This is a genomic window from Brevundimonas sp. EAKA (genome assembly GCF_000698025.1).
In the GTDB taxonomy this organism is placed as follows: Bacteria; Pseudomonadota; Alphaproteobacteria; order Caulobacterales; family Caulobacteraceae; genus Brevundimonas; species Brevundimonas mediterranea_A.
The window spans coordinates 1-8,642 of the sequence record NZ_JMQR01000125.1 but is presented as its reverse complement, the minus strand read 5'-3'; the positions used below and the strand labels follow the sequence as shown (position 1 = coordinate 8,642).

Annotated in this window: 6 protein-coding genes; 1 reads left to right on the top strand and 5 read right to left on the bottom strand. The window is 68.0% G+C overall.

Annotated elements, in window-relative coordinates; genetic code table 11:
- Nucleotides 1-115: 115 nt before the first annotated feature.
- The 3 genes from dnaN to rpsT form a co-directional block, all read right to left on the bottom strand.
- Entirely contained in the window at nucleotides 116-1,234 is a 1,119-nt protein-coding gene (dnaN, locus tag ER13_RS14220) for a DNA polymerase III subunit beta (RefSeq protein ID WP_008258859.1), read from the bottom strand.
- Between the two features lie 151 nt (nucleotides 1,235-1,385).
- Entirely contained in the window at nucleotides 1,386-2,798 is a 1,413-nt protein-coding gene (gene dnaA / locus ER13_RS14215; RefSeq protein ID WP_230307730.1) for a chromosomal replication initiator protein DnaA, read from the bottom strand.
- Between the two features lie 505 nt (nucleotides 2,799-3,303).
- On the bottom strand, nucleotides 3,304-3,573 hold the full coding sequence (gene rpsT / locus ER13_RS14210) for a 30S ribosomal protein S20 (RefSeq protein WP_008262250.1): 270 nt from the start codon (nucleotides 3,571-3,573) through the stop codon (nucleotides 3,304-3,306).
- 196 nt (nucleotides 3,574-3,769) lie between these two features.
- Here rpsT and ER13_RS14205 point away from each other — a divergent pair, with 196 nt between their 5' ends.
- Nucleotides 3,770-6,286 (top strand): ATP-binding protein, encoded by a 2,517-nt coding sequence (locus ER13_RS14205; protein ID WP_231492559.1) that lies wholly within the window; start codon nucleotides 3,770-3,772, stop codon nucleotides 6,284-6,286.
- A 34-nt stretch (nucleotides 6,287-6,320) separates the two neighbouring features.
- On the opposite strand, the gene ER13_RS14200 is transcribed toward ER13_RS14205, so the two are convergent.
- Together ER13_RS14200 and ER13_RS14195 are read right to left on the bottom strand one after the other, a co-directional pair.
- The gene (locus ER13_RS14200) at nucleotides 6,321-7,655 is read right to left on the bottom strand and encodes a sigma-54 dependent transcriptional regulator (protein WP_035310247.1); all 1,335 of its coding nucleotides are present in this window, start codon (nucleotides 7,653-7,655) and stop codon (nucleotides 6,321-6,323) included.
- Nucleotides 7,655-8,642: sensor histidine kinase (locus ER13_RS14195; RefSeq protein WP_035310245.1), on the bottom strand; the 988-nt coding region annotated here is incomplete at its 5' end. The genes ER13_RS14195 and ER13_RS14200, both read right to left, overlap by 1 nt.

Genomic DNA, 8,642 nt, shown 5'->3' with positions numbered 1-8,642 from the left:
GCCCTCGCCGAAAGGCCCAGGCTTGAGCGACGACGCCTGCCGCATCGACATCTGGCTGTGGCGGGCGCGGTTTTTGTAGACGCGAAGCCCCGCCCCCCCCCCCCTCGCCACTCGATCACACCCGCAGCGGCATCAGCACATACTGCACGCCCGGATCGCCCGGATCGAGCACCAGCGTCGGCGAAGCCGGGTCGGCGAAGCGGAAGGCGGCGTTTTCGCCGGTGATCTGGCCGGCGACGTCCAGCAGGTAACGGGCGTTGAAGCCGATCTCGAACGGTTCGTCGGAATAGCCGATCTCGACCTCTTCCTCGGCCTGGCCGGCTTCCATGTTGCGGACGGTCAGCTTCACCCGGTCGTTGTCGAAGGCCAGTTTCACCGACCGGCTCTTTTCCGCCGAGATGGTGGCGACCCGGTCGACGGCCTTGGCGAACAGGGCGTTGTCGATGTCGGCCTGTTTGTCATTGCCCTTGGGAATGACGCGCAGATAGTCGGGGAAGGCGCCGTCGATGACCTTGGAGGTCAGGGACGCCTCACCTATCTGGAAGCGGATCTTCTGGGCCGAGACGGTGATCTCGACCGGGCCGGCGGCGTCGTCCAGCAGGCGGCGGACCTGATCCACCGTCTTGCGCGGCACGATGACGCCGGGGCCGCCGGCCGCGCCCTCGGGCGCCGGGGTCTCGGCCAGGGCCAGGCGGTGGCCGTCGGTGGCCACGGCGCGCAGCAGGGCGACGCCGGCCTCGGCCACCGTGTGCAGATACAGGCCGTTCAGATAATAGCGGGTCTCTTCGGTCGAGACGGCGAACCGGGTCTTGTCGATCAGCCGCGCCAGGTCTTCCTTGGGCATGACGTAGGAGGCGCCGGCGCTGTCGGTGGACATGATGGGGAAGTCGCCCGCCGGCAGGACCGGCAGGTTGAAGCGCGACCGGCCGGCCGAGACCACCAGCCTGGGATCGTCGCCCGAATAGAGCAGCGACACCTCGGCGCCTTCCGGCAGCTTGCGCACGATTTCGTACAGGGTGTGGGCGGGGGCGGTGATCTGGCCCTCGACGTTCACCGTCGCCTCGGCCTCGTCCACCATCTCCATGTCCAGGTCGGTGGCTGCAAAGGCCAGCCGGTCCCGGCCTGCGCTGAGCAGGACGTTGGACAGGATCGGGATGGTGTTTCGGCGTTCGACGACGCTCTGCACATGGCCCAGGGCCTTCAGGAGCGCGGATCGTTCGATGGTCAGTTGCATGTCGTCTCGCCCGGATGCGGCGACTCAGGCTGGAGCGCCGCGATAGAGGGCCTTGGACACTAGCGGATTGGGCGCAAGGAGCAAGGAAGGCGACGGAAGCCGTTCACAGATTTCTGTTTCTCCCGTCCCCTTCATGGGGGAGGGAGATTGTTCAGCCCCGCAGCTTGCGGGTCAGGGCCTCGACGTCGCGGGCGATCTGGTCGTCCTGGGCCATCAGCTCCTCGATCTTGCGCACACCGTGCAGGACGGTGGTGTGATCGCGACCGCCGAAGCGACGGCCGATGTCGGGATAGGAGCGGGTCGTGTGCTGCTTGCACAGATACATGGCCATCTGGCGCGGGCGGGCCACCGAACGGGTGCGGCGCTCGCTCAGCAGATCGGCCTGTTTCAGGTTGAAGTGGTCGGCCACCGTCTTCTGGATCTCGTCCACGGTGATCCGGCGCTCGGGGCCGCCGCGCAGGGCGGCGCCCAGCAGGATCGAGGCCTCGTCCACCGAGACGGTCGCCAGGCGCGAACCGGCGGCGGCGGCCAGGGTGTTCACGGCGCCCTCAAGCTCGCGCATCGAGCCCGGCGTGCGATCCACCAGCTGGGCCAGCACCTCGGGCGCGGCCTCGCCCTGGACGACGCCCAGGGCCGACAGGGCCTTCAGACGGTTCTGGGCCACGGCGATCTTCAGCTCGCGGTCGCCCGCCTCGACCGGGCAGGTCAGGCCGGCGGCCAGGTGGCTGCGCAGGCGCGGCTCGACCTCGGTCAGGGCCATGGGCGCGCGGTCGGCCGAGAAGACGATCCGTTTGCCGTCCTCGATCAGGGCGGTCAGGGTCGACAGCAGTTCTTCCTGGGTCGAGGTCTTGCCGCCGACGAACTGGACGTCGTCCAGCAGCAGCATGTCGGCCGAGCGCAGGCTTTCCTTGAAGGCGGCGGTCGATCGGTCCTGCATCGCCTTGACGAAGGTCGACAGGAAGCGTTCGGCGGTCAGATAGACCACCTTGGCCTCGGGCCGCAGACGCTGGGCCTCCCAGGCGATGGCGTTCAGCAGGTGGGTCTTGCCGTAGCCGTAGGGGCCGCAGAAGAAGACCGGGTTGAAGTGGCCGTCGGCCCAGCTGGCCACCTGTTTGGCGATGGCCAGGGCGAAGGCGTTGCCCTGGCCCTCCACGAAGCTGTCGAAGGTCAGGCGGTCCTGAAGGCCGGCGGCGCGCACGGCGCGGGCGCCGTCGGCGATGGGGGGCACGGTCGGGCTGGCGAAGGCCGCCAGACGCGGTGTGGCGTCCAGGACATTGCCCGCGATCACGGCCGAGGCCGGAGGGGCCGAGCCCACCTCGGCGCGGCAGCGCACGTCCAGGCGGCGGTTCAGGCCGTCCAGGCCCAGCCACAGCTCGTTCATGCGACGCAGGGCGTTCTTGCGGACCCAGTCTCGGGCATAGGCGGTGGGCGTGACCAGGATCAGCTGGCCGGAGGAATCCACGCGAACGGCGGAAGGGGCGATGTAGGACGAGAAGGGACCGTCGCCGATCTCGGCGCGCAGGCGCACCGAGGCCTCATTCCAGATGCGATCCGGATCCGTCATGTTCGATCCGTTCACGCCGCCCGCCATCGCCGTCGCACCCCCAACCATTGTTCAGCCACCCGCTTCAAAAAACCATTCCGACCTTCGGCACTTCAGGGCGACGGTTCAGGGACGACTTCTCCTGCCCCGAAAAGCGATGCTTTTCGGGCGGGGCCGAGCTCCTGGACAGACATCTCCCGCCAACGCGAAACTATCGTCCCGCGCCGTCTTCATCCGTGTTGGGATGGAAGTGCGTTAGAGGCCAAAACTTACGCTGCGAGCCGGTTGGGTCAACGCTGATTCGTTGGTCGATTCGCAGTTAAATTGTTTGACTCCGTCAAACGCTAATCCTGCTTGAGGAATTCGCCTTCCAGGCGCCCCGAACTCCGTATTCCTGCGTAGAGAGGGTTAACGGCCAAACGCAAAACGGCGAAGGAGCTGATGCCCCTTCGCCGTTGAAAAGTCTGCAAAATCCCGTAACGGAACAGCGACAGCCATTCCGTGTCCGGGAAATCCGTTAAAGGATTTAGGCGGCCGACAGCTTCTTCAGCTGGGCGGCCAGACGCGACACCTTGCGCGAGCCGGTGTTCTTGTGAACGACGCCCTTGGAGACGGCGCGCATCAGCTCGGACTGGGCTTCCACGAAGGCGGTCTTGGCGGCCGTGGCGTCGCCGCCGGCCAGAGCTTCTTGGAACTTGCGCAGATAGGTGCGGACGCGCGAACGGCGCGCCTTGTTCACTTCGGTCCGCGCTTCGATCTTGCGGATCGCCTTGCGGGCGCCGGGGTTGTTAGCCATTTCAAACCTTCGAACGGAAAACGCCGCGGAGCACACGTCCACGGCGCGGAAATCTCAAGAGGGCGGGCCTATAGCCGAAAGCCCGGGGGTGGTCAACGCGCAGTTCCGACAAAGGTCAGGTGAGGTGCAACCCGCACCGGGTCGATAAACCTTATTCAACCAAAACATGGCAGCTTCCGATCAGATCGGAAGCCGAATGCCTATAAAAGCCGCAGCCTTTGCCCTCGCCCTCGTCCTGTCGGCGTTTTTCGTACAGGACGTCTCAGCTCAGCCTGCGGCGCAATCGCGGACGCCCCTTCAACTGGCAGAGGCTGTCGAACGGAGGGCCGGCACGACGGATTTCAGGGCGCTTGAGGCGTTCGGCCGCGAGGCGATACGCCGTAACGACCGCGAAGGTCTGCAACGCCTCTATCATGTCGCCTGGATATTTCTGAACCAGGGCGAGTTCGACACGGCCAGGATCTGGAACGACCGGCTCATGGAAGGCGCGCGTCACCAGGGCTCCCACCGCTACATCCAGATCGCCCGGCTGAACGCCCTGGCCCTGCGGTACGACGAGGGCGAGACGGCCGCCGCCGACGAGATGCGCCGGCTCGCGTCGATGGAGCCCGACTGGTTCGCGCGCACGCACGCCACCCGATTGTGGGCGCTGGCCCTGATGGATCGTGATCAGATCGGCGAAGGGCTGAAGCTGCTGACCGACGCCGACGCCTTGATCCCCGAGGGCGACGTCTATGCGCGGATTGCGCAGGCGGGCCTGTGGGAAATGACCGGCATCGGCCTGATGAGGCTGAACGACATCGATGGGGCCACCGCCGCCTTCGGGCGGTTCGAGATCGACTTGGCCAATCCGGACTATCCCCGGCCGGACTTCGACGCCGTCTACAATCTGGCCCGGCTATCGACCCAATTGGGCGATGTCGAACAGGCGAAACGCCTGTATCAGGTTCATCACCGGCTGACGCTGCGCGCAGGCCTGCCCAGCCTGGGGGTCTATGACGCCCGCCTGTGCGCCATGGTGGCCCAGGCCGCAGAGGCGCCGCGGGACGTGCTGCGATGTCTGGCGCCCTATGGCGAGAACCTGGGGGACGCCTCCTTCCTGGCGACGCAATTGCTGCCGGCTCGCGCCATCGCCCGCGCCCAGACCGGACAGATCGAGTCCGCGCGGCGCGACCTTGCGCAAATCCGCCGTCGCATCACCGTAGACCGCTACCGAGAGGAAGCGCGGCTGGAGGTGGCGCATGTCGAGGCCGAGATCCTGTTCGCCGAGGGCCGGGCTGCGGAAGCCTACGTCAAGCTTCGCGCCTACAACAGCGCCGAGCGCGTCGCCGAAGCCCGCGTCTTCAGTGGAGGGATCCGTCAGGTCACCGGCGACATGCAGCACAAGCTGACCGAACGTCGCGCCCAGTTGGAGACCGCGCGCTCGAACACAAGATTGCAGGGCTTGATCCTGACCATCGCCGCAATCTTCATCCTGTCGGCCTTGGCCGCCCTGTTGTGGATGGGAAGCCAGGCCCGGGATCTGCGCATCGCCCGTCGCCGCGCGGAAGAAGCCAGCCGGTCCAAGTCGGAATTCCTGGCGAATATGAGCCACGAGATCCGCACGCCCCTGAACGGGGTCGTGGCCATGGCCGACGCCTTGTCGCGCGCCGGGCTGGAGCCGCGTGAACGCGAGATGGTCGAAGTGATCCGGTCCTCGGCCGTGACCCTGGAACGGCTGCTGTCCGACATTCTGGACACGTCCAAGATCGAGGCGGGCCAGATCGTTCTGGAACGGTCGGTCTTTGATCTGGGCGACACGGTGCGCGGCGCGGCGGCCCTCTACCGGCCGCGCGCCGATGAAAAGGGCGTCGCCCTGCGGGTTGAGGTCGAGCCGACCATCGAAGGCGCCGTCGAGGGCGACGTGGTCCGGGTGCGCCAGGTCCTGTCGAACCTGATCTCCAACGCCTTGAAGTTCACCGAAACGGGATCCGTCGTCGTCGCCGCCGTCGCGGTGGATGAAGATCGGGTCCGGTTCACGGTGAGCGACACCGGCTGCGGCTTTGATGCGGGCCAGAAGGGGCGGATCTTCAATCGGTTCCAGCAGGCCGACGGCTCCATTACCCGCCGGTTCGGCGGCACGGGCCTGGGCCTGTCCATTTCGCGAGACCTGGTCGCGCTGATGGGCGGCGTGCTGGATTGCGACGGCCGGCCGGACGAGGGCGCCGACTTCTGGTTCGAAATCCCTCTGACCAGGGTGGGGGGCGTCCAGTCGCCATCCGCGCCCTTCGGCCCGGGCGACGCCGGCGAGACCGACGCGCGCGCCTTCCCTGCGCGGATCCTGCTGGCCGACGATCATCCGGCGAACCGCAAGGTCGTCGAGATCATGCTGGCCGACATGCCGACCGAACTGGTGGCGGTCGAGGACGGGCGGCAGGCCGTGGAGGCCTTCCGAAAGGGCGGCTTCGACATGGTGCTGATGGACATGCAGATGCCGGTGATGGACGGCCTCACGGCCACCGCCGCCATTCGCGCCCTGGAGGCCGGGGAGAACCGCGTGCGCACGCCGATCATCATGCTGACCGCCAACGCCCTGCCCGACCATGTGGAAGCGGGACGGGTTGCAGGCGCAGACGGCCACCTGTCCAAGCCGATCACCCTGGTCGGCCTGCTCGACGGCGTGGCGGCGGCCCTGGCTGCGGCTGAACGGCGGGAAAACCCCGTCGCTGCTTGAGGGGGGGGCTGCTTGAGGCGGCGCCGCTTGAGGGTCAGGCGCGGAAGTCGGCGGGTTTCAGTCCGTGGCGCTGCAGCTTGTCGTACAGGGTCTTGCGCGGAATCCGCATCTCCTCCAGCACCGAGACGATGTCGCCCCTATGGGTCTGAAGCGCGCCGCGCAGCAACTCGCCCTCGAAACGATGCATCCGGTCCGGCAGGCTCAGATCGGCCTCGGCGCCGCCGGACCCCTCGTCCAGGCCCAGGACGACGCGTTCGGCGAAATGGGCCAGTTCGCGGATATTGCCGGGCCAGTCCTCTTCCAGCAGACGGCGGCGGACGCCGTCGGTCACGCTCGGCGGCTCGACGCCGTGGCGGTCTGCGGCGCGACGCAGGAAATGGGCGAACAGCAGGGGGATGTCCTCGCGCCGCTCACGCAGCGGCGGCACGCGCAGCCGCACCACGTTCAGGCGATAATAGAGGTCTTCGCGGAAATCGCCGCGCCGCGCCGCCTCGCTGAGGTCGATCTTGGCCGAGGCGAGGATGCGCAGGTCCAGCACCCGGGGCTCATTGGCGCCGATCGGATGGATCTCCCGCTCCTCCAGCACCCGCAGCATCTTGACCTGGACCGCCAGGGGCATGCTCTCGACCTCGTCGAGAAACAGCGAGCCGTTGTGGGCGCGCTCCACATGCCCCACCCGTCGCCGCATGGCCCCGGCGAAGGCGCCCAGTTCATGCCCGAACAGTTCGCTCTCGATCAGGCCGTCGGGCAGGGCGCCGCAGTTGACGGCGACGAAGGGCGCCAGCCGGCGCCGGCCTCCGTTGTGCAGGGCGCGCGCGACCGCCTCCTTGCCGACCCCGGTCTCGCCTTCGATCAGCACGTCCATTCGGGCGTCGGCGATCTGGGCGATGGTGGCCCGCAGCGCCGTGATGGCGCGCGACGATCCGGCCAGCGGCAGTTCGTGCCCGCCTTCGGCGGCCATGGCGACCAGGCGGCGGTTCTCCAGCACCAGACTGCGCTTCTCCAGCGCCCGGTTCAGGCTGTCCTGCAGCCGCTCGAACGGAAAGGGCTTGGCGACGAAGTCATAGGCGCCGTCGTGCATGGCGGCCACGGCGTCGGCGATGTCGCCGTGGCCGGTGATCATGATGACCGGCAGACTCGGGTCCAGGGCCTGCAGCCGCGTCAGCAACTGGCGGCCGTCCATGCCCGGCATCCTCAGGTCGGTCACGACCACGCCCGGGAAGTCGGCGTCCAGCGCCTTCAGGGCGGGCTCGGCCGCCGTGAAGGCGCGCACCTCCAGTCCTTCAAGCGTCAGGCGTTCGACCAGGGCCTGGCGAAAGTCGGCGTCGTCCTCGATCAGGGCGACGGTCTGCGGCAGGGGCGGGCGCATCAGGCGGCCTTCAGGACGGCGACGAAGGTCGCGCCCCGTTCGGCGGGGACCAGATCCAGCTCGCCCCCGAAACTGGCGACGATGTCGCGGCAGATGACCAGACCCAGGCCCAGGCCGTTGGCGCGGGTGGTGACGAAGGGCGTGAACAGCTGGCGCGCCACATCGGGCGCCACGCCGGGCCCGTTGTCGGCGAAGATCAGCCGCACCCGCTCGCCGTCGCGCGCCACGGCCAGGGTCAGGCGGGCGTCGGTCTGGCCTTCCATCGCCTCGGCGGCGTTCTTGATCAGATTGACGATGACCTGTTCCAGACGGAACTGGTGGGCGCGGACCTGCACGTCGCCGTCGCCGATCCGCTCCAGTCTGACCCCGCGTTCCTCCACCCGCCCGCGCGTCAGTTCCAGCCCGCCCTGGATGGCGTCCTCCAGCCGGATGGCGTCGATGGTCGGCGTGGCCTTGCGTGAGAACAGCCGCAGATCCTGGGTGATGGCGCCGATCCGTTTGGTCAGACCGCCGATGCGCTGAAGCACGTCTCCGACCTTGTCGGGCTGGTCGCGGCTCAGCAACAGTTTCGCGGTCTCTGCATAGGTCCGGATGGCGGCGACGGGTTGGTTGATCTCGTGCGCCACGCTGGCGACGATCTGGCCCAGGGCGGCCAGTTTGCTGGCCTGCACCAGTTCGTCGCGCAGCAGCTCCCGCGCGGCCTCGGCGCGGCGGCGCTCCTCGATCTGGCGGTTCAGGGCCAGATTGGCGTCGTGCAGTTCGCGCGTGCGTTCGTGGATGCGGCGCTCCAGCTCCAGCCGGCCTTCTTCCTCCGCCTGAGCCTTGGCGCGGGCCAGATGACGCCGGCGCAGCAGCACGGCCACGCCCAGGGCCAGAAGGCTGGTGATCAACAGGGCCAGGCCGCGCGCGCCCGCCACCGCCGCCCCGATCACCCCCCGTTCGGGCGTCAGCAGATGCAGGGTCCAGCCGGGCGCGGCCGTATCCGTC

Bases quoted from the DNA above. Each gene is read 5' to 3' on its own strand.
- ER13_RS14200 (WP_035310247.1), bottom strand. From the start codon at position 7,655: ATGCGCCCGCCCCTGCCGCAGACCGTCGCCCTGATCGAGGACGACGCC.
- ER13_RS14205 (WP_231492559.1), top strand. From the start codon at position 3,770: ATGCCTATAAAAGCCGCAGCCTTTGCCCTCGCCCTCGTCCTGTCGGCG.
- rpsT (WP_008262250.1), bottom strand. From the start codon at position 3,573: ATGGCTAACAACCCCGGCGCCCGCAAGGCGATCCGCAAGATCGAAGCG.
- dnaA (WP_230307730.1), bottom strand. From the start codon at position 2,798: ATGACGGATCCGGATCGCATCTGGAATGAGGCCTCGGTGCGCCTGCGC.
- dnaN (WP_008258859.1), bottom strand. From the start codon at position 1,234: ATGCAACTGACCATCGAACGATCCGCGCTCCTGAAGGCCCTGGGCCAT.